Origin of the sequence: Streptomyces sp. NPDC013455, from assembly GCF_040632975.1 — a bacterium.
In the GTDB taxonomy this organism is placed as follows: Bacteria; Actinomycetota; Actinomycetes; order Streptomycetales; family Streptomycetaceae; genus Streptomyces.
The window spans coordinates 78,479-97,735 of the sequence record NZ_JBEYCX010000001.1 but is presented as its reverse complement, the minus strand read 5'-3'; the positions used below and the strand labels follow the sequence as shown (position 1 = coordinate 97,735).

At 70.9% G+C, this 19,257-nt stretch carries 15 protein-coding genes and 1 tRNA gene; 5 read left to right on the top strand and 11 right to left on the bottom strand.

Annotation, left to right across the window (positions count from 1 at the left end; all coding sequences use genetic code 11):
* Nucleotides 1-80: 80 nt before the first annotated feature.
* From ABZ576_RS00410 to ABZ576_RS00400, 3 genes are all read left to right on the top strand, one after another.
* Nucleotides 81-908, top strand: a complete 828-nt coding sequence (locus ABZ576_RS00410) for an NAD(P)H-binding protein (RefSeq protein ID WP_360733946.1) — start codon at nucleotides 81-83, stop codon at nucleotides 906-908.
* Between the two features lie 167 nt (nucleotides 909-1,075).
* On the top strand, nucleotides 1,076-2,545 hold the full coding sequence (locus ABZ576_RS00405; RefSeq protein WP_360733944.1) for an aminotransferase class V-fold PLP-dependent enzyme: 1,470 nt from the start codon (nucleotides 1,076-1,078) through the stop codon (nucleotides 2,543-2,545).
* A 50-nt stretch (nucleotides 2,546-2,595) separates the two neighbouring features.
* Nucleotides 2,596-4,008 (top strand): SidA/IucD/PvdA family monooxygenase, encoded by a 1,413-nt coding sequence (locus ABZ576_RS00400; RefSeq protein ID WP_360733942.1) that lies wholly within the window; start codon nucleotides 2,596-2,598, stop codon nucleotides 4,006-4,008.
* 35 nt (nucleotides 4,009-4,043) lie between these two features.
* Here the strand turns inward: ABZ576_RS00400 and ABZ576_RS00395 are convergent, their stop codons facing one another.
* On the bottom strand, nucleotides 4,044-5,849 hold the full coding sequence (locus ABZ576_RS00395) for a 5'-nucleotidase C-terminal domain-containing protein (RefSeq protein ID WP_360733940.1): 1,806 nt from the start codon (nucleotides 5,847-5,849) through the stop codon (nucleotides 4,044-4,046).
* Nucleotides 5,850-6,067: 218 nt separating this feature from the next.
* On the opposite strand from ABZ576_RS00395, the gene pyk reads away from it, so the two are divergent.
* On the top strand, nucleotides 6,068-7,504 hold the full coding sequence (pyk, locus tag ABZ576_RS00390) for a pyruvate kinase (protein ID WP_360733938.1): 1,437 nt from the start codon (nucleotides 6,068-6,070) through the stop codon (nucleotides 7,502-7,504).
* A 157-nt stretch (nucleotides 7,505-7,661) separates the two neighbouring features.
* Here pyk and ABZ576_RS00385 read toward each other — a convergent pair.
* Nucleotides 7,662-7,745, bottom strand: a tRNA-Leu gene (locus ABZ576_RS00385).
* Between the two features lie 93 nt (nucleotides 7,746-7,838).
* On the opposite strand from ABZ576_RS00385, the gene ABZ576_RS00380 reads away from it, so the two are divergent.
* Nucleotides 7,839-8,498 carry a response regulator gene (locus ABZ576_RS00380; protein ID WP_360733936.1) on the top strand — a complete coding sequence of 220 codons (660 nt, stop codon included), beginning with the start codon at nucleotides 7,839-7,841 and terminating at the stop codon, nucleotides 8,496-8,498.
* Between the two features lie 74 nt (nucleotides 8,499-8,572).
* On the opposite strand, the gene ABZ576_RS00375 is transcribed toward ABZ576_RS00380, so the two are convergent.
* The 9 genes from ABZ576_RS00375 to ABZ576_RS00335 all read right to left on the bottom strand — a co-directional run bounded on the left by ABZ576_RS00375 (nucleotide 8,573) and on the right by ABZ576_RS00335 (nucleotide 19,035).
* Nucleotides 8,573-9,289: an ABC transporter ATP-binding protein gene (locus tag ABZ576_RS00375; protein WP_360733933.1), complete on the bottom strand. Its 717-nt coding sequence runs from the start codon at nucleotides 9,287-9,289 to the stop codon at nucleotides 8,573-8,575.
* Nucleotides 9,286-10,197, bottom strand: a complete 912-nt coding sequence (locus ABZ576_RS00370; RefSeq protein ID WP_360733930.1) for an ABC transporter ATP-binding protein — start codon at nucleotides 10,195-10,197, stop codon at nucleotides 9,286-9,288. The genes ABZ576_RS00375 and ABZ576_RS00370 overlap by 4 nt, the downstream gene beginning before the upstream one ends.
* A 5-nt stretch (nucleotides 10,198-10,202) precedes the next feature.
* Nucleotides 10,203-12,029: a branched-chain amino acid ABC transporter permease gene (locus ABZ576_RS00365; protein WP_360733927.1), complete on the bottom strand. Its 1,827-nt coding sequence runs from the start codon at nucleotides 12,027-12,029 to the stop codon at nucleotides 10,203-10,205.
* 5 nt (nucleotides 12,030-12,034) lie between these two features.
* On the bottom strand, nucleotides 12,035-12,964 hold the full coding sequence (locus ABZ576_RS00360; RefSeq protein WP_360733925.1) for a branched-chain amino acid ABC transporter permease: 930 nt from the start codon (nucleotides 12,962-12,964) through the stop codon (nucleotides 12,035-12,037).
* A gap of 112 nt (nucleotides 12,965-13,076) precedes the next feature.
* Nucleotides 13,077-14,309: a branched-chain amino acid ABC transporter substrate-binding protein gene (locus ABZ576_RS00355; RefSeq protein WP_360733922.1), complete on the bottom strand. Its 1,233-nt coding sequence runs from the start codon at nucleotides 14,307-14,309 to the stop codon at nucleotides 13,077-13,079.
* Between the two features lie 274 nt (nucleotides 14,310-14,583).
* Complete coding sequence (locus tag ABZ576_RS00350; RefSeq protein WP_360733920.1) at nucleotides 14,584-15,234, bottom strand: Tat pathway signal sequence domain protein; 651 nt, start codon at nucleotides 15,232-15,234, stop codon at nucleotides 14,584-14,586.
* Nucleotides 15,231-15,779 (bottom strand): hypothetical protein, encoded by a 549-nt coding sequence (locus tag ABZ576_RS00345; protein WP_360733917.1) that lies wholly within the window; start codon nucleotides 15,777-15,779, stop codon nucleotides 15,231-15,233. Before ABZ576_RS00345 ends, ABZ576_RS00350 begins: the two co-directional genes overlap by 4 nt.
* 409 nt (nucleotides 15,780-16,188) lie before the next feature.
* Nucleotides 16,189-16,680, bottom strand: coding sequence for a hotdog fold thioesterase (locus tag ABZ576_RS00340; protein WP_360733915.1), 492 nt, complete (start codon nucleotides 16,678-16,680; stop codon nucleotides 16,189-16,191).
* A 48-nt stretch (nucleotides 16,681-16,728) separates the two neighbouring features.
* A complete protein-coding gene (locus ABZ576_RS00335) occupies nucleotides 16,729-19,035 on the bottom strand; it encodes an FdhF/YdeP family oxidoreductase (RefSeq protein WP_360733912.1) in 2,307 nt (768 codons plus the stop codon).
* Nucleotides 19,036-19,257 lie beyond the last annotated feature (222 nt).

Genomic DNA, 19,257 nt, shown 5'->3' with positions numbered 1-19,257 from the left:
TCCCTGCCGACGATGCGGCCACCCGGCCGCCCTTCCTAGGCTCGGTGTCCCAGATCGACCGAGCCCGTGGAGGCAGCACCGTGATCGTAGTGACCGGAGCGACCGGCAACGTCGGCCGTGCCCTCGTCGACCGTCTCCTCGCCGCGGGCCGGCCCGTCCGGGCGCTGACCCGCGACCCGAGGCGGGCCGCACTGCCCGAGGCGGCCGAGGTGGTGCGGTTCCGGCCGGACGACCCCGGCGCCCTGTTCGCCGGGGCGACGCACCTCTTCCTGTACGCGCTGCCCGACGCGGCGCCGCTGCTCGCCGCGGCCCGCGAGCACGGCGTGCGGCACGTCGTGCTGCTCTCCAGCGGCATCGTCCGGGAAGGCGCCGACGAGACCCACCCCATCCACGTCATGCACGCCACCGCCGAGCGGCAGATCCGTGACAGCGGGCTCGCCTGGACCTTCCTGCGCCCCAACGCGTTCGCCACCAACGCGCTCCAGTGGGCGCCGCAGATCCGGCGGGGCGACACCGTGCGGGGGGTCTTCGCCGACGGGCTCTCCGCACCGATTCACGAGGACGACATCGCGGCCGTCGCCGAGCGCGTCCTGCTCGACGGCGGGCACGAGGGGGCGGTGCACCGGCTGACCGGACCCGGCGCGACCAGCAACGCCGACCAGGTCGCGACGATCGGGGAAGTGCTCGGCAGGAAGCTGGCGTTCGTGGAGATCGACCCCGCCGAAGCGGGCCCGGAGCTGTTCCCGCACGTGCCGCCGCCCATGCTCGGACGGCTGCTGGAAAGCTTCGCGGAAACCGTCGGCGTGCCCCCGGAGATCACCGGCACGGTGGAGGAGCTCACCGGCACCCCGGCCCGCACCTTCGCCCGATGGGCCGAGGACCACGCCGGCGACTTCCGCACCCCCTAGCCCTCCACCACCTCCCCCCGCCGGTACGGCAGTACACACTTTCGGGTTCCGTTCGCCGATCCTCGGGGACACAGGGCTCTCTTCCGGTACAAGCTGGAACTCCGCCCCCAGCCGGACGCCCCGGGCCCCGCGCGCCCACCGGACGGTCCCTGCCCGGAGGAGAGCCCATGAGCCTGCCGCCCCTCGCCTCCGGGCCCGCCGGTCCCGACGCCCTGCGGCCCCTGCTCACCACCGTGCTCGACGCGCTGGAAGCCGGGGGCCGCGAGCGCGGCGGACCGCTGCCCGCCGGCGGACCGGGGGCCGTCGCCGGACGGATCGCGGACGCCCTCGGGGACGTCCTCCCGGACACCGGCGACCCGGACGCGCTGCGCACGCTCGTGCACGCCCTCGCCGCGGGCGCCGCCGACCCCGCCGACCCGCTGTGCGCGGCCCACCTGCACTGCCCGCCGCTCGCCGTGGCCACCGCCGCCGACCTCGCCGCGAGCGCCCTCAACCCCTCCCTGGACTCCTGGGAGCAGGCACCGGCCGCCTCCGCCCTGGAAGCCGCGGTCACCCGCACCCTCGCCCGCACGGCCGGCCTCGCCGACGCCCTCGTGACCACCGGCGGCACCGAGTCCAACCAACTCGCCCTGCTCCTCGCCCGCGAAGCGCACGGCGCCGGCCTGCGCCTGGTCTGCGGCACCGGCGCCCACCACTCGCTGCCGCGCGCCGCCTGGCTGCTCGGCCTGCCCGAGCCGGTTCTCGTCCCGTCACCCAACGGCACCCTCGACCCGGCCGCCCTAGACGAGGCCCTCACGACGCTGCCCGGCCCGCTCCTGGTCGCCGCCACCGCCGGCACCACCGACGCCGGACTCATCGACCCGCTGCCCGAGATCGCCGGCCTGTGCACCGCGCACGGCGCCCGGCTGCACGTCGACGCCGCCTACGGCGGCGGCCTCCTCTTCAGCGACCGGTACCGCGACCGACTCGCCGGCCTCGAAGCCGCCCACACCGTCACCCTCGACCTGCACAAGCTCGGCTGGCAGCCGGTCGCCGCCGGTCTCCTCGCCGTCGCCCGCCCGCACGAACTCGCCGCGCTCCACCAGCGCGCCGACTATTTGAACGCCGACGACGACATCGGGGCCGGCCTGCCCGACCTGCTCGGCCGCTCCCTGCGCACCACCCGCCGCCCCGACATCCTGAAGATCGCCGTCACGCTGAAGACGCTGGGCCGCGGCGGGCTCGGCGCCCTGGTCGACCAGGTCTGCGCGCGGGCCCGGGAGTTCGCCGCACTGGTCCGCGAGCACCCCGGCTTCGAGCTGTACGACCGCCCCGCCATCAGCACCGTCCTGTTCCGGCCGGCCGCCGCCGACGACGCCGTGGCCGCCGTACGCCGGCGACTGCTGCACGAGGGCCGGGCCGTCCTCGGCCGCGCCCGGGCCGACGGCCGGCTCTGGCTCAAGGTCACCGTCCTCAACCCGCACACGCGACCGGACGACCTGGCCCACCTGCTCAAACTCGCGGAGACCGCAGAGACCGCAGAGACCGCAGAGACCGCAGAGACCGCAGAGACCGCGGAGACCGCGGAGACCGCAGAGACCGCCGAGACAGAGATCGCAGAGAGCGCAGAGACCGCTGAAAGCGCCGGAACCGCCTGAACCGCCCTGAACACCGAGAACGCCGTAATCGCCGAAGGAAGCGCCCCCCAATGAACCACCCCGCACACCAAGACCCCGCCTCCCCACGCGACCTGGTCGGCATCGGCATCGGCCCCAGCAACCTCTCCCTCGCCGCGCTCGCCCACCCGCTCACCGCACTCGACGCCGTCTTCTACGAGCAGCGCCCCGGTTTCGACTGGCACCCCGGACTGCTCATCGAGGGCGCCACCGTCCAGGTGCCCTTCCTCGCCGACCTGGTGACCCTCGCCGACCCGACCAGCCCCTGGAGCTTCCTCAACTACCTCAGGACCTGCGAGCGGCTCTTCCCCTTCTACTTCGCCGAGCGCTTCCACATCCAGCGCGCCGAGTACGACGCCTACTGCCGCTGGGTGGCCCGGCAACTGCCCCGGCTGCGCTTCCGCCACCAGGTCGACGCCGTCCGCTGGAACCCCGAACGGGACCTGTTCGAGGTCGACTTCACCCAGCTCGACGCCGCCGGTGAGGCCGAGGCGCTCGGCCGCACGTACACGCGCAACGTCGTCCTCGGCATCGGCACCGGCCCCTACGTACCCGATCCGCTGAGGCCCCTGGCCGAGGCGCCCGGCGTGCCCGTCGTCCACGCCGCCGACTACCTGGACCACCGCGACACCGTCCTCGCCGCCGGACACGTCACCGTCGTCGGCTCGGGCCAGTCCGGCGCCGAAGTCTTCCTCGACCTGCTCCGGCACCGCCCGGCCGGCCGGGAGAAACTGCACTGGATCGGCCGCACCGAGGCGTTCGCGCCGATGGAGTACTCCAAGCTGGGCCTGGAACACTTCACACCCGACTACACGCGCTACTTCCACGCCCTCGCCGAACCCGTCCGCGACCGGCTGGTCGCCGCCCAGTGGCAGCTGCACAAGGGCATCGACGCCGGTACCCTCGCCGCCATCCACGACGAGCTGTACCGGCGCACCCTGCACGGCGGCTGGCCGGACGCCGTCCTCACCCCGGGCGTGCGCGTCCGCACCGCCGGCCGGATCGCCACCACCAGGATCGAGCTGCACCTGGAACACCTGCAGCAGGACAGCCGCTCCCGGCTCACCACCGACGCCGTGGTCCTCGCCACCGGCTACCGCCAGCGCCCCCTCGGCCGCATCCTCGCCGGCCTCGACCCCTACCTCCGCCGCGACGGCAGCGAACGCCCGCGCGTCGACGAGGAGTACCGGCTGGTACTGGACCCCTCGGTCACCGGCTCGGTCTACGTCCAGAACGCCGAGCTGCACACCCACGGCGTCGGCGCCCCCGACCTGGGACTGTCCGCCTGGCGCAGCGCGACCATCCTCAACTCGCTCACCGGGAAAGAGGCGTACCCGCTCCCGTCCCGCACGGCCTTCACCTCCTTCGGACTGGAGGACCCGGCGGCCAGGATGCCGCAGGCCAGACACCCGAAGCGGCTCATTCCGCTCACCGAAGGAAGGTGAGAGACCAGGGCCGTACCCAGGGGGTGTCCCACCCCCTAGAACACCGGCACGCCCTCGCGCACCAGCCTCCAGGCCACCGACGCGAAGTCCTTCGGATCCAGGACGCCCTTCGCGGTCACCCACTCGGCGATCCGGGTACGGATCTCCGTCGACTCCGACCACAGCTCCTTGGCGGTGGCCACGTGCGGGAAGGCGCCGCCGCCGTTGGCACGGTAGTTGTTCACCGCGAGCACGAACTGCCGGGCGTCGTCCAGCGGAGCCCCGTCGAAGGCGAGGTTCTTGATCCGCGACCCGGCCGGCTGGGCGATGTCGATGTCGTACGTCAGGCCCGAGACGTAGTCGTAGTTGTAGTCCGGGCGGTTGCCGGCGTTGGTCAGCTTGTCGACGTCGACCGGCGCGCCCGCGGCCGTCTGGACGAAGTACTCCGCCGAGTACTCCAGGTAGGCGCGGATCTGGGCGCCGGTCATCAGCTTCGCGACCAGCGTGTTGTCGTAGACGTACAGGCTGGACAGGTCCCGGATGGTGACGTCGCCGGCCGGGATCTCGGAGGTCCGGGAGAACGGCGAGGCCTGGGCGATCACCGGCAGCGCGGCGTACTCGGTGCCCGCCAGAGCGGCCTTGACCACGTCCTCCTGCACCTTGGTGATCAGGTCGATGATCGGGGCGTCCCGGTAGCGGGCGTCGACGGTCGTCAGGGTCTCGGTCGCACGGCCGACGACCTGGTTGACGTACGCGACGACCTTCTTGTGCTCGTCGCCGAGCAGCCGCGTGATCTCCGGGTCGTCGGCGACGGAGTTGGAGTTGCGCAGCGAGGCGGAGACCGACTCCACCTCCCACTTCCCCTTGCGGAACACCAGCTCGATGTCGAAGAGGGTGAGCCGCTCGGCGTAGCACAGCGGCTCGGAGAGCACGACGGTCCTGCCGGTCTGCTCGTTGACGACCTTCAGCTCCGGGATCTCCACGTGGGCGTGGCCGACCAGGATCGCGTCGATCCCGGGCACCTGCCGGGCGACGTTGGCCGCCGCGTTCTCCACGTAGGGCACCTGGTCGCCGTACGACGAGGTGCCCGAGGAGCCGGAGTGCGCCGACACGACGACCACGTCCGCGCCCATCGACCGCAGCTTCGGCACCCACTTGGCGGCCTGCTCCTCCAGGCCGGGGAACGCCAGCTTGCCCTGGACGTACGCCTTGTCCCAGATGGCGATGCCCGGGTTGGTCAGGCCGAGGACGGCCACCTTGACCGGCTTGGCGCCCGGCACACGGAACGTCTTCATGAAGTACGGCGGGAAGGCGGGCTTCAGCGTCCTGGCGTCCACGGCGTTGGCGCCGAGCAGCGGGAAGTCGAGCTGGTCCTCGAACCTGCGCAGCGTCTCGATGCCGTAGTTGAACTCGTGGTTGCCGAGGGCCGCCGCGTCGTAGCCGATCGCGTTCATCGCCTGCGCCATCGGGTGCACCGGACCGCCCTTGGCGGTGATCGGGTCGACCTTGGCGTAGTAGTAGGTCAGCGGGGTGCCCTGGATGGTGTCACCGGCGTCCAGCAGCAGGGTGTTGCACCGGCCCTTCTCCTTGCGCACCTGCTTGACCAGGGTGGAGATACGGGCGAGGCCCATCGCGTTGCCCGCCTTGTCGGCGTACTCCGCGTCCTTGAAGTAGTCCCAGTTGAAGACGTGGCCGTGCAGGTCGGTGGTGCCCATGACGGTCAGCGAGTACCGCTTCTCGCGGCGCCCGGGCCCGCCGGCCTCCGCCGCCTGGGCCGCCGGGGCCGCCGCCGCACCGGCGACCGCCACTCCCGCCCCGGTGGCTGCGGACTTCTTCAGGAACTTCCGGCGGTTCAACGGCATCTTCGGGTCTCCTTGGCGCATGGTTCAACAACGCGCGTAGATTCTGACCTGAGCATGACCTACGGCAACAGGGCCGGGAGGTTGCGATCTGGTGACCATCGCTCATCGGAGCGGACGGCCGCACAATTCAACACTTGTCAATAAGCCTTTGCCCAAAGTCTGTTGAGTGGTCATACGATGCCAATTCTCTACCGGCCGGTAGGGCCTAGGCTCGAGTCATGCGCCGAGCAAGGATCGTCTGCACTCTGGGGCCCGCCACCGACTCGTACGACCAGATCAAGGCATTGGTCGAGGCCGGAATGGACGTCGCCCGGTTCAACCTGAGCCACGGCACGCACACCGAGCACGAGGAGCGTTACCGGCGCGTGCGCAAGGCGGCCGACGAAACCGGCCGCAGCGTCGGAATCCTCGCCGACCTTCAGGGCCCGAAGATCCGGCTCGGCCGTTTCCGTGAAGGACCGGTACTCCTTGAACGCGGCGACCCCTTCACCATCACCGTGGAGGAAGGCGTCGAAGGCGACCGCCACCAGTGCGGCACCACCTACGCCGGCCTCGCCACCGACGTCACCCCGGGCGAGCGCATCCTCGTGGACGACGGCAAGGTCTGTCTGGAGGTCACCGACGTCGACGGCCCCCGCGTGCACACCCGGGTCCGGGAGGGCGGTCTCGTCTCCGACCACAAGGGCCTGAACCTCCCCGGCGTCGCCGTCTCCGTCCCCGCCCTGTCGAAGAAGGACGAGGACGACCTGCGCTGGGCGCTGCGCACCGGCTTCGACGTGATCGCCCTCTCCTTCGTCCGCAGCGGCGACGACGCCGCCGACGTGCACCGGATCATGGCCGACGAGGGCCGCCGCCTCCCCGTGATCGCCAAGATCGAGAAGCCCCAGGCGGTGGAGAACCTCGACGGCATCGTGGCCGCCTTCGACGGCCTCATGGTCGCGCGCGGCGACCTCGGCGTGGAGATGCCGCTGGAGCAGGTGCCCATCGTCCAGAAGCGCGCCGTCAAGCTCGCCAGGCGCAACGCCAAGCCGGTGATCGTCGCCACCCAGATGCTGGACTCGATGATCGTCAACTCCCGGCCGACCCGGGCCGAGGCCTCCGACGTCGCCAACGCGGTCCTGGACGGCACCGACGCGGTGATGCTGTCGGGCGAGACCAGCGTCGGCGCCTACCCGGTCGAGACCGTGCGCACCATGGCGAAGATCGTCGCGGCGGCCGAAGAGGACATGCTGGCGGCCGGCCTGCCGCCGCTGACCGAGCGGAACAAGCCGCGCACCCAGGGCGGCGCCGTCGCCCGGGCCGCCGCCGAGATGGGCGACTTCCTCGGCGCCAGGTTCCTGGTCGCCTTCACCCAGTCAGGGGACACCGCCCGCCGGCTCTCCCGCTACCGCTCGCCGATCCCGCTGCTCGCCTTCACCCCGGAGCCGGCCACCCGCTCCCAGCTCAGCCTCACCTGGGGCACCGAGACGTTCCTCGGCCCGCACGTGGACTCCACGGACGCCATGGTCGAACAGGTGGACGAGCTGCTGCTGCGGTACGGCCGCTGCGCCAAGGGCGACGTCGTGGTCATCACGGCGGGCTCCCCGCCCGGCGTCTCCGGCTCGACCAACATGGTCAGGGTCCACCACATCGGGGAGGACGACAGCCCGGAGTGACGGGGGGCCGCTCAGCGCTTGGGGCCGGCGTGGGCGTCCATCAGGGCCAGGGTGGTCCACTCGACGCCCACCAGGCCGAGGGCGTCGGTGGTCACCGAACCCGGCCGTATGCAGCAAAAAGCGGAGGATCACGCAAACGTGATCTTCCGCTTCCGAGTGCCGGGTGCGGGACTCGAACCCGCACGTCCTTTCGGACAGATGTGTTTGAGACATCAGCGTCTGCCTGTTCCGCCAACCCGGCGAGGCACTTCCGGGAGTGTACCGGTTCACCGCCCGTCCCCGCAGCTAGGTACTCTGCTGGGAGCAGAGCCCTGCCCTGGACCAAGGAGCCTCAGTGACCGCCCCCGAGTCGCCCCAGCCCGCAGACGTGTCCGACGACGACAAGTCGCACGTGCCTCCGCTGACGACCCGTGTCGTCATCGCCGAGGACGAGGCCCTGATCCGGCTGGACCTGAAAGAGATGCTGGAGGAAGAGGGGTATACCGTCGTCGGCGAGGCCGGGGACGGTGAGCAGGCCGTCGAGCTGGCCCGCGAGCACAAGCCGGACCTGGTCATCCTCGACGTGAAGATGCCCAAGCTGGACGGCATCTCCGCGGCCGAGAAGATCGCCGAGGAGTCCATCGCCCCGGTCCTGATGCTCACCGCCTTCTCGCAGCGCGACCTCGTCGAGCGTGCCCGGGACGCCGGTGCCATGGCGTACCTGGTGAAGCCGTTCAGCAAGAGCGACGTCGTCCCGGCGATCGAGATGGCCGTCTCCCGGTTCACCGAGCTGAAGCAGCTGGAGAAGGAGGTCGCCGACCTCACCCTGCGGCTGGAGACCCGCAAGCTGGTCGACCGCGCGAAGTCCGTCCTGCAGACCGAGTACGGCCTGACCGAGCCGGCCGCCTTCCGCTGGATCCAGAAGACCTCCATGGACCGCCGCATGTCGATGCAGCAGGTCGCCGAGGCGGTCATCGCGGACAACGAGGAGAAGAAGGCCGCGAAGGAGCGCTGAGCTCTCGCCCCCACGCTGCGACGAGGCCCGCGCCCCCGGAGAAGAGGGGCGCGGGCCTCGTCGTGCGGAAACGGTCAGTCCTCGCCGAGGTAGGCCTTGCGGACCGACTCGTCGTGCAGCAGGTCCTGGCCCGTGCCGGACAGGACGATGTTGCCGACCTCCATCACGTGACCCTGGTCGGCGAGGGAGAGCGCCGCCTGGGCGTTCTGCTCGACCAGCAGGATCGTGGTGCCCTGCGCCTTCAGCTCGGCGATCGTCGCCATGATCTTCTGCATCATGATCGGCGACAGGCCCATCGACGGCTCGTCCAGCATCAGCAGCTTGGGCTGGGACATCAGTGCCCTGCCCATCGCCAGCATCTGCTGCTCACCGCCGGAGAGGGTGCCCGCGGCCTGCTTCCGGCGCTCCCCGAGGATCGGGAAGAGGTCGTAGGCGCGCTGGATGTCCTTCTCGATGCCCGGCTTGTCGTTGCGCAGGAACGCGCCGAGGCGCAGGTTGTCCTCGATGCTCATGCGCGGGAAGATGTGCCGCCCCTCGGGGGAGTGGGCGAGGCCCAGGGAGACCACCTGGTGGGCCGGGACCTTCTTCAGCGACCTGCCGTTGAACCTGATCTGTCCGCCGACCGGCTTCAGCAGGCCGGACAGTGTGCGCAGCGTGGTGGTCTTGCCCGCGCCGTTGGTCCCGATGAGGGTGACGACCTGGCCGGCCTCGACCTTGAAGGAGATGCCCTTGACGGCCTCGATCTTGCCGTAGGCGACCTTCAGGTCCTCGACTTCGAGCAGTGCGGTCATCGGTCGTTCTCCTTGCCGGGCGCGGCGTCCGTCGTGGTCTCGGCGTGTGCCTCGGCGGCTTCCACCTCGGCCACCTCCTCGGCGCCGGGCGCGTTCTCGAAAGGCTCACCGAGGTAGGCCGCGACGACGCGCTCGTCGCCCTGGACGGTGGCGCTGTCGCCCTCGATCAGCTTCTCGCCCTGCACCAGTACGGCCACGCGGTCGCACAGGTTGAAGATGAAGCGCATGTCGTGCTCGATGACGAGGACGGCGATGCCCATGTCCCTGATCGCGAAGACCAGTTCCTCGGTGGTCCGGGTCTCCTGCGGGTTCATGCCGGCCGTCGGCTCGTCGAGCAGCAGCAGGCCGGGCTCGCTGGCCAGGGCGCGCGCGATCTCCAGCTTGCGCTGTTCGCCGTAGGGCAGGTTGCGGGCGAGGTGCTCGGCCTTGTGTTCCAGGCCCACGAAGGCGAGCAGTTCCATGGCGCGGTCCCGGGAGGCCTTCTCCGCCTTGTGGAAGCCGGGGCCGCGCAGTACGGCGGACCAGAAGCCTTCCTTGGTGCGGGTGTGGCGGCCGACGAGCACGTTCTCCAGGACGGTCATGTTGGCGAAGAGCCGGATGTTCTGGAAGGTGCGTGCGATGCCGGCCGCGGTGACCTTGAAGGATTTGGGCGGCAGGATGTCGCCCTTGTAGCGGACTTCGCCCTCGGTGGGGACGTAGAGGCCGGTCAGGCAGTTGAAGAAGGTCGTCTTGCCGGCGCCGTTGGGGCCGATCAGGCCGACGATCTCGCCGGCGTTGACGGTGAGGTCGACGCCGCGGACGGCGGTGAGGCCGCCGAAGCGCATGGTCACGCCGCGGGCGTCGAGGACGGTCTCGCCGGGCACGGTGGCGCCGGGGGCGGTGTCCTTCGTGGTGGTGTCGGTCGTCATGGTGGTCAGGCCCCCGCCTTCGTCAGGAGGGTGGGTGCTTCCGCCTCTTCGTGGAACTCGAGCTGGCGGCGGCGGTTCGGGATGAGGCCCTCGGGACGGAACCGCATCAGCAGGATGAGCGCGAGACCGAAGGCGAAGAGCTGGTAGTTGCCCAGGAACTGGAGCTTGTTGGGGATCAGGAAGAGCAGGGCCGCACCGATCAGCGGGCCGCTGATGGTGCCCATGCCGCCGAGGACGACGGCGGCGAGCAGGAAGGCCGAGTTGGGCGGGATGGGGCCGGCGAACAGGTACTGCTCGGGCGTCACCGTGTAGGTCACGTGGGCCTGGACGGTGCCCGCGAGGCCGGCGAGCGAGGCGCCGACGGCGAAGGCGATCAGCTTGACGCGGAAGCCGTTGATGCCCATGGCGAGCGCGGCCGTCTCGTCCTCGCGGATGGCCACCCAGGCGCGTCCGATGCGGGAGTTGCCGCTGCGCCGGAAGACCAGCACCACGACCGCGGTGATGATCAGCATCAGGAAGAAGTAGTTGGCGAAGCGGCCGATGGTGAAGCCGCCCATGTCGTGCTGGGCGCCGAAGTCGAAGCCGAGGACGTCGAGGTTGGGGATGGAGGAGACACCGTTGGAGCCGTTGGTGAGGTCGGGTCCGGAGGTGCCGTCGAGGTTGTTCGCGGTGATGCGGAAGATCTCGCCGAAGCCGAGGGTGACGATGGCGAGGTAGTCGCCGCGCAGCCGCAGTGTCGGGGCGCCGATCAGTACGCCGAAGACGAGCGAGGCGGCGGCGCCGACGAGGACCGCGGCCCAGAACGGGAAGTGGACGTCGAAGGGCGAGCTGGGGGAGCCGGAGACCAGGGCCGCCGCGTAGGCGCCGACGCCGAGGAAGGCGACGTAACCGAGGTCGAGGAGGCCGGCGAGGCCGACGACGATGTTCAGGCCGAGGGCGACCGTGGCGAAGATCAGGATGTAGACGCCGAGGGTCGCGTACTGGTCGTTGGTCTGGGTGAAGGGGAACAGCGCCGCCGCGACGAAGGCGCCGCAGATGGTGATGTTCGTGTGCCGGGAGGCGATCTGTGAGGCGTGGGCGATCAGTCCGGCCTTGTTCAGGGCGGCGAAGCTGAAGCCCGCGGTGATCAGGAAGCCGATGAACAGCTCGTCGTACTCGGTGCCGATGCCGTAGGTGAAGACGAGCAGGCCCAGGCCGAGCATCGCGACGATGACCAGGATCTCGGCGTAGGAGGGCAGCGTGGCAACGGGCCGCGGGGAACCGGCGGTGAAGACCGCTTTGGTGGTCTCCCATGTGTGCGCGGCACCGTGCTTGAACTTCTCCCAGCCGGTGTCGTCCGGGTCGATCGGGTCGGGCTCGGGCCGCTGGAAGGGCAGGGAGAGCGCGCCGGCGAGGGCGGCGAGGCTGCTGACGGCGACGAGGAAGCCGCCGGGTTCGAGGTTGACGAGTCCGCCGAGGTCGCTGCTGATCGCGAGGACCGTGTACCAGCTGGTGGCGAAGGCGGCCAGGGTGGCGAACTTCAGGGCCGCGTCGGGACCGGCGGGCACCAGCCAGCCCAGTCCGCGGATGCCGTAGCCGGCGAGCGCGAAGAGGGTGGCGAGGGCGGCGCCGACGAGGACGAGGACCTGGAGGCCGCCGGGGTAGCCGTAGACGGTGAGGTCGCCGGGGAACGCGGCGGTCCAGGTCCAGGCGAGGAACGTGGAGACGGCGGTCAGGACGCTGGCGCCGAGGGCGAGGCCGCGGGCGGCCTTCTCGGGCAGGGGCAGCAGACCGGCCGGGGCGTCGGCCTTGCGGGCGCTGGGAGTCTCGGGTGCGGTGGTCTGTGTGGTCATCGGTCTCACGCCCTGTCCGCGACGCGCTCGCCGAGCAGACCCTGCGGCCTGAACAGCAGTACGAGGATGAGGAGTACGAAGGCCCAGACGTCGGCCCAGGACTGGCTGCCGAACTGGTCCATGCCCGGGATGTCGGCGATGTAAGCGGTGGCCAGGGTTTCGGCCACGCCGAGGACCACACCGCCGATCATGGCGCCGTAGATGTTGCCGATGCCGCCGAGGACGGCCGCGGTGAAGGCCTTCAGGCCGAGGATGAAGCCCATACGGAAGTTGATCTCGCCGTACTTGAGGCCGTAGGCGACGGCTCCGACCGCGGCGAACGCGGCGCCGAGGGCGAACGCGATGACGATGATGCGGTCGGTGTTGACGCCCATGAGCTTGGCGGTGTCCGGGTCCTGCGCGGTGGCCTGCATGCCGCGGCCGGTGCGGGTCTTCATCACGAAGTAGGCGAGGACCGCCATGCTGAGCGGGGCCGCGACGACGAGGAAGATGTCACCGGTCTGGATGGTGACGCTGCCGATCTCGAAGGGGCCGCCTTCGATCTGCGGGAAGGTGCGCGCGGACTTCGCCTCCGGGTACCAGGCCCACACGGCCTGCTGGAGGGCGAGGGAGAGGCCGATGGCGGTGATCAGGGGTGCGAGACGCGGGGCGTTGCGCAGGGGCCGGTAGGCGAACCGTTCCGCCCCGACCGCGATGGCGACCGCGACGATGACGGCGCCTATGATCATCAGTGGCAGCGCGATCCACATGGTGGTGCCGCCGGGCAGCCAGAGCCAGACGGTGAGGGCGCCGAATGCTCCCGTCATGAAGATCTCGCCGTGGGCGAAGTTGATGAGCTGGACGATGCCGTAGACCATTGTGTAGCCAATGGCGATCAGCCCGTACATGGATCCTAGTAGCAGGCCGTTGACCAGCTGCTGCGGCAGTTCGTTCACCGCATGTCCTCCGAGACGTTCGGAAAGTGCGAGGGATGTGGCCGGATGCGAGTCCGCGCGGGGCGCCAGTGGAACAGCGCCCCGCGCGGCTCGTGGAGAGGTGCGGGCGTGATCAGCCCGTGTAGGTACCGGACTTGACGGGCACCCAGGCACCGTTCTTCACGGCGTAGACGGTGAGCTGCTTGTTGCTGGCGTCGCCGTACTCGTCGAAGGAGACCTTGCCGGTCACACCGTCGAAGGACACGCCCTGCATGGCCTCGGTGACCTTCGCGCGGGCGTCGGAGGGCAGCTTGCCGCCGTTGTCGTCGACGACCTTCTTGACGGCCTCGATGACCGCCCAGGCGGAGTCGTAGGCGTAGCCGCCGTAGGCGGAGTACTCCTCCTTGTAGCCCGCGGCCTTGTAGTCGGCGACGAACTGCTTGGCGGAGGGCAGGTCCTCGACCGGGGCGCCGACGGAGGTGGCCAGGTCGCCGGTGGCCTCGGAGCCCGCCAGCTTCATGAACGTGTCGTCCTTGATGCCGTCACCGCCGACCAGCGGGATCTTGGCGCCGCCGGCCTTGATCTGCTTGCTGAGCGGGCCGGCCTGCGGGTACTCGCCGCCGTAGTAGACGATCTCGGCGCCGGAGTTCTTGACCTTGGTGGCGACCGCGGAGAAGTCCTTGGCGTCCGGGTTGATGTGCTCGGTGCCGACCACCTTGCCGCCGAGCTTCTTGAACTCCTCGGTGAAGGTGGCGGCCAGGCCGGAGCCGTAGGTCTTCTTGTCGTCGATGACGAAGACCTTCTTCTTCTTGGCGTCGTTGAAGACGTACTGGGCGGCGAACGGGCCCTGGATGGCGTCCGTGGTCGCGGTGCGGAAGTAGGCCTTGTAGGGGCGGACCTTCTTGTTCTGCCAGTCGGGGCCCTGGGTGAGGGCGGGGCCGGTGTTGGCGGGGGAGACCTGGACCAGCTTGGCGTCGTCGAAGACCTTCTGCATCGACTCGGCGACGGAGGAGTTCAGCGGGCCGACGACGCCGAGGACGCCGTCCTCGGAGACGAACTTCGAGGCGTTCTGCTGGCCGGCCGACGGCTGGGCCTGGTCGTCCAGGGCCTCCACCTTGAACGTGACGCCCTTGACGAAGTTGTTCTTGTTGGCGTTGCGCGCGGCGAGGTCGGCCGAGTTCTTGATGCCGAGGCCCATGGCGGACAGGTCGCCGGTCAGGGGTGCGTCGACACCGATCACGACGGTGGTGCCGCCGTTGTCCGAGTCCGACCCCTTGTCGCCGCTGTCGCGCGAGCCGCAGGCGGTGAGTGTGAGCGCTCCCGCCGCCAGCGCGGCGGTGATGGCGATAAGCGAACGTTGACGCACGATCAGTCCTTTCCCCAGGCACAACCGCTTCCCCGTGGAAGCGGTCGAGTCGCGCGCCGCGCTGAATGGGTATTCCGAAGGCGCGGTGACTGGCCGTGACTCTAAGCGTGTGTGGGGAACGTGGAGGAGTGTCTGACGAAGGCTGTGACTCTCTTGTTATGACACGACGTAATGCAGAGCGGTACTGCGTGGGGGAGAAGGAGGAATTCAGGTGGATTCGCTCCGTCCGCATTCTGAGAAAGTGCTGGACCCGGCCATGATCATCCCAGGCGTCTCAGCCGTTTTGGTGATTACCAAAACTGTTGCTACAGGCTACTTCCAGGGCGCGGGAGAGGTCCCGCGCGTAGCGCGGGCCCAGGATGAAGCTCTGGGTCTGCATTGCACGCTTATTACGCAGGGTTACGTCCAGGAAAGGGAGACCGGCGTTCCTGGGGGCTTTCCCGCATTCCGTCACGTGCATCGTTATCGTGATCTTGCGGTCCGAACCGGCCCTCGTCCGCAGCGGAGTGCGCGGCCGCGTCGTCAGCGTGAGGCCCGCGTACGGCTGCGTCACCCGGGTCACCGTGACCGGCGGTCCCGATGTCACCCTCACCAGGACCGCGAAGCTGAAGCTGCGTGGCGGGGCGTCCGCCGGAGTGGGCCGGACGTCCAGGTAGGTCACGTCCACCACCTGGGCGGGGTACGGCGGTTGGGCGGGCGGTGGGGTCGCGTGCGGGGGCGCGTTCTCCGGCCGGGTGGCGTACAACGCGCCGGCGCCTCCCAGCAGGACGGTCGCGGCGGCCAGGGAGAGGGCGGTCCGCCGGTGACGGCGGTACCAGGCGGCCGGAGCCGAACGGCTCGGACGCCCCGGACCCGGCCCGGCCGGACGCCCAGTGTCCCACGCGCGGGTGCCCTCGCCGGGCTCCACCGGGCCGATCCCGCTCACGACCAGGGCCGTTCGCCCGGGGTCCCGTCGCGGTACCGTTCGGCGCACGCGCGGCGCGCCTGACGGTCGATCAACTTCCGTGCGGCAGCTTCGCCTTGGCGCCGTTCGGCGACCCGTGCCGCGGTCACGACAGCCCTGAGGATCTCGTACTGCCCGCCGGACAGGCCCATCGACTGGTAGTCACCGTAGGTGTCGCCGTCGAGCACCTCGCGCGACCAGGAGACGACGAGCCGGGTGCAGAGCTCGGCGGGGGAGGGCCGGGAGGGCGAGGCGGCGGGGGGCACGGCGGGGGAGGCGGGCGGGGGTGAGGCGAGGCCCGGGGCGGAGTGCGTCGCGCGCGTGGACCGCGTGGACTGCGTGACTGGAGTGGGCGCCGTTGCCGGTGCGGTCGGCGTGGTGTGCGCGGACCGTGCCGAGGGGGCGGGGTGTGCCCCGTCCGCCGAGCCGCCGGGTCCGTCGCAGCCCGTGACGGTCACCGTCGCCGGCAGCGCCAGCCCGAGCATCAGGAAGCTCGCCCCACGGCGGGGGCCTCGTCGCCGTCCCATGTGCCGAAGCTAAGGGGAGGGACGGGGAGGGGCAACGCTCCGGCACGGACGGGGGCGGCCGCCGGGTGCCCCTCGGCGTGCGGGCCGGCGGGTAACGCTGCGGCGTGGACGGGGGTGGCCGCCGGGTGCCCCTCGGCGTGCGGGTCGGCGGGTAACGCTGCGGCGTGGACGGGGGTGGCCGCCGGGTGTCCCACGGCGTGAGGGTCGGCGGGTAACGCTGCGGCGTGGACGGAGGTGGCCGCCGGGTGCCCCTCGGCGTGCGGGTCGGCGGGGATCGGCGGGCCGGGGGCCTCTCGGCGGGCCCACGGGCGTCGCGACCGGGCGTGGCGGGCCCGCGAGGCGCACCGGACCGGTGGTCGGGTGGCGGGTGCCCCGGCGGGCGGGGCCGCCGTAGCCGGGGGCGGGGCGGTCAGTTCGCCGTCGGGTCCGAGGTCGCCCCGTCGGCCGGTCGCACCTCGCGCAGCATGCAGGTCAGCCGGGCGGTGCAGACCCGCCGGCCCTCCTCGTCACTGATCACGATCTCGTAGGTCGCCGTCGACCGGCCGCGGTGCACCGGCGTGGCCACGCCCGTCACCAGGCCCGAGCGGACTCCCCGGTGGTGCGTGCAGTTCAGGTCCACGCCGACCGCGATCTTCGAGCTGCCGCCGTGCAGCATGGAGCCGACCGAGCCGAGGGTCTCGGCGAGCACCGCCGAGGCGCCGCCGTGCAGCAGGCCGTACGGCTGGGTGTTGCCCTCCACCGGCATGGTCCCGACGACCTTGTCCGGGGAGGCCTCCAGGATCTGCACACCCATCCGCGTCCCCAGGTGTCCGGCCGAGAACAGGGCGGGCAGGTCCACGCCGAGCGCCGCGTACTCGTCGATGACCTCCTGCGGGAACTTCACTTGCTGCTGCTCACCCATGGCCCGGCTCCGTTCTGCGTCCACGTGATCCATTGACTGAGCAAACGCTCAGTCGGTCGCCGATTGTTCCAGACGCGATTCGGAACGGGGTTCGAGGCGTACGACGACGGACTTGCTGGCCGGGGTGTTGCTGGTGTCGGCGGTGGCGTCCAGCGGCACCAGCACGTTCGTCTCGGGGTAGTACGCCGCCGCGCACCCCCGGGCCGTCGGGTACGGCACGACCCGGAAGCCGGGCGCCCGCCGTTCCACCCCGTCCCGCCACTCGCTCACCAGGTCGACGTACGACCCCTCGGCGACCCCGAGCGCCCGCGCGTCCTCCGGGTGCACCAGCACCACCCGGCGCCCGCCCGTGATGCCCCGGTAGCGGTCGTCCAGCCCGTAGATCGTGGTGTTGTACTGGTCGTGCGAGCGCAGGGTCTGCAGCAGCAGGCGGCCCTCCGGCAGCTCCGGGTACTCCACCGGTGCCGCCGTGAAGTTCGCCTTGCCCGTGGCCGTCGGGAAGCGGCGCTCGTCACGCGGGGCGTGCGGCAGCGCGAAGCCGCCGGCGGAACCGGTCACGCGCGCGTTGAAGTCCTCGAAGCCGGGGATCACGCGCGCGATGCGGTCGCGGATCGTCGCGTAGTCCTTCTCGAACTCCTCCCACGGCACGACGCTGCGCCCGCCGAGCACCCGGCGCGCCAGCCCGCAGACGATGGCCGGCTCGGAGCGGAGGTGGGCACTCGCGGGCTTCAGGCGCCCGCGCGAGGCGTGCACCATGCCCATGGAGTCCTCGACCGTCACGAACTGCTCGCCGCCGGCCTGGACATCGCGCTCGGTCCGGCCCAGGGTGGGCAGGATCAAGGCCCGCGCGCCGGTGACCACGTGCGAGCGGTTCAGCTTGGTCGACACGTGCACGGTCAGCCGGGCCCGCCGCATCGCGGCCTCGGTGACCTCGGTGTCGGGCGAGGCGGAGACGAAGTTGCCGCCCATGGCGAAGAAGACCTTCGCCTCGCCGTCGCGCAGCGCGCGGATGGCCCGTACGACGTCGAAGCCGTGCTCGCGCGGCGGGGCGAACCCGAACTCCTTCTCCAGGGCGTCGAGGAAGGCCGGTGCGGGCCGCTCGAAGATGCCCATGGTGCGGTCGCCCTGGACGTTGCTGTGCCCGCGCACCGGGCACACCCCCGCGCCCGGGCGGCCGATGTTGCCGCGCAGCAGCAGGAAGTTGACCACCTCGCGGATGGTCGGCACCGAGTGCTTGTGCTGCGTGAGGCCCATGGCCCAGCAGACGATGGTCCGCCGGGAGGCGAGAACCATGCGCAGCGCCTGCTCGATCTCCGCGCGCGTGAGGCCCGTAGCGGTGAGTGTGCCGTCCCAGTCGGCCTCGCGCGCCGCCTCGGCGAACTCCTCGAAGCCGTGGGTGTGTTCGCGGACGAACTCCTCGTCCACCGCGCCTTCCGTTTCCAGGATCAGCTTGTTGAGGAGCCGGAAGAGGGCCTGGTCGCCGCCGATGCGGATCTGGAGGAACAGATCGGTGAGCGCGGCGCCCTTGATCAGACCCTGCGGGGTCTGCGGGTTCTTGAAGCGCTCCAGGCCCGCCTCGGGCAGCGGATTGACGCTGATGATCTTCGCGCCGTTCGCCTTGGCCTTCTCCAGCGCCGAGAGCATGCGCGGGTGGTTCGTGCCCGGGTTCTGGCCCGCCACGATGATCAGGTCGGCCTGGTGGAGGTCCTCCAGCAGGACGCTGCCCTTGCCGATGCCGATGGTCTCGCCGAGCGCCGACCCGGACGACTCGTGACACATGTTCGAGCAGTCCGGCAGGTTGTTCGTGCCGAGCTCGCGCGCGAAGAGCTGGTAGAGGAACGCCGCCTCGTTGCTGGTGCGGCCCGAGGTGTAGAAGACGGCCTCGTCCGCGGAGCCGAGGGCGGCGATCTCCTCGGCGACGATGTCGAAGGCCCGCTCCCAGGAGACCGGCTCGTAGTGCGTGCCTCCCTCGGCGAGGTACATCGGGTGGGTGAGCCGGCCCTGCTGGCCCAGCCAGTACCCGCTGCGGCCGGACAGGTCCGCGACCGAGTGGGCGGCGAAGAACTCGGGCGTGACCCGGCGCAGGGTGGCCTCCTCGGCGACCGCCTTGGCGCCGTTCTCGCAGAACTCCGCCGCGTGCCGGTGCTCCGGCTCCGGCCAGGCGCAGCCCGGGCAGTCGAAGCCCTCCTTCTGGTTCACCCGCAGCAGCGTCAGCGCGGTGCGCCGCACACCCATCTGCTGCTGGGCGATGCGCAGCGTGTGCCCGATGGCCGGCAGTCCCGCCGCCGCGTGCTTCGGCTCCGTGACCTGCGGCGCGTCCTGAACCGGATCACCCTTGGGCGGCTTCGTCGCCATCGCACGGTCCCCTTCGACTGCGTGTGAGAAGTACGCAGTCGATCCTCCCACGCCCCACCGACACGGACACCGCCCCCCTTCCCGCCGCCGCCCCTTTCCCGCCGTGGTCCACCGCCGACGCCGGCGTCCGCCTCCGAGCCGCCGCCCCCCGTCCACGCGCACCCCTCCACAGCCGGCCGCCACCGGTCACTGTGTCGTGGTTCACACCCGCCGGAGGCGTGC

Bases quoted from the DNA above. Each gene is read 5' to 3' on its own strand.
- ABZ576_RS00370 (WP_360733930.1), bottom strand. From the start codon at position 10,197: ATGACGACCGACACCACCACGAAGGACACCGCCCCCGGCGCCACCGTG.
- ABZ576_RS00405 (WP_360733944.1), top strand. From the start codon at position 1,076: ATGAGCCTGCCGCCCCTCGCCTCCGGGCCCGCCGGTCCCGACGCCCTG.
- ABZ576_RS00365 (WP_360733927.1), bottom strand. From the start codon at position 12,029: ATGACCACACAGACCACCGCACCCGAGACTCCCAGCGCCCGCAAGGCC.
- pyk (WP_360733938.1), top strand. From the start codon at position 6,068: ATGCGCCGAGCAAGGATCGTCTGCACTCTGGGGCCCGCCACCGACTCG.
- ABZ576_RS00345 (WP_360733917.1), bottom strand. From the start codon at position 15,779: ATGGGACGGCGACGAGGCCCCCGCCGTGGGGCGAGCTTCCTGATGCTC.
- ABZ576_RS00375 (WP_360733933.1), bottom strand. From the start codon at position 9,289: ATGACCGCACTGCTCGAAGTCGAGGACCTGAAGGTCGCCTACGGCAAG.
- ABZ576_RS00400 (WP_360733942.1), top strand. From the start codon at position 2,596: ATGAACCACCCCGCACACCAAGACCCCGCCTCCCCACGCGACCTGGTC.
- ABZ576_RS00340 (WP_360733915.1), bottom strand. From the start codon at position 16,680: ATGGGTGAGCAGCAGCAAGTGAAGTTCCCGCAGGAGGTCATCGACGAG.
- ABZ576_RS00395 (WP_360733940.1), bottom strand. From the start codon at position 5,849: ATGCCGTTGAACCGCCGGAAGTTCCTGAAGAAGTCCGCAGCCACCGGG.
- ABZ576_RS00335 (WP_360733912.1), bottom strand. From the start codon at position 19,035: ATGGCGACGAAGCCGCCCAAGGGTGATCCGGTTCAGGACGCGCCGCAG.